Here is a 653-nt window from a genome sequence, read left to right as displayed (position 1 = left end):
GTGCGAGGCCCCCCTCTCTGTCCTGCCGGACATCTCCCCCTCAGGGGGGGAGATTGGCTGTCCCTTCGGGTTTCGCCAATCTCCAACGTGTCAGAATTGGCGAGGCCGAGAAACTGCTGATCTCCCCCCTTGAGGGGGAGATGTCCGGCAGGACAGAGAGGGGGGCGAAGGATCGCGGCCTCTCCCACGATCGCCCTCAACACGCGGTGGCGCCATGACCATCGCCGCTGTTCAGTCCAACCCCACTCCCGCCATCCTGCCAGGCAGCGGCGGCATGCGCGGCGCGCTTTCCGACCTCTTCTGGCGCCGCCCGAAATTCCTGCTCACCCTGATGCTCGCCCCGCCGCTTTTGTGGCTCGGCATCGTCTATATCGGCTCGCTCTTCGCCCTGCTGGCACAGAGCTTCTTCTCGATCGACGAGTTCTCCGGCCTCATCAACCGCGAGTTCACGCTAAAGACTTATGGCGATCTGCTGCAGGCCGCCAATCTCGACATCATCCTGCGTACGGTGACGATGGCGGCACTCGTCACGCTTGCCTCGGCGGTCATCGCCTTCCCCATCGCCTATTACGCGGCGCGCTATGCGCGCGGCCGCTGGAAGGCGCTGTTCTATCTCGGCGTCATGCTGCCGTTGTGGTCCAGCTACCTGGTCA

At 64.2% G+C, this 653-nt stretch carries 1 pseudogene; it reads left to right on the top strand.

Features of this window, described 5'->3' with window-relative positions:
- Nucleotides 1–214: 214 nt before the first annotated feature.
- Nucleotides 215–653 (top strand): annotated as a pseudogene (locus EOA27_RS39040) (ABC transporter permease); the annotation flags it as partial.

Source organism: Mesorhizobium sp. M2A.F.Ca.ET.037.01.1.1 (assembly GCF_003998075.1).
GTDB lineage: Bacteria > Pseudomonadota > Alphaproteobacteria > Rhizobiales > Rhizobiaceae > Mesorhizobium.
The sequence above is the reverse complement of the archived record's forward strand: the minus strand, read 5'-3'. Positions and strand labels throughout refer to the sequence as shown.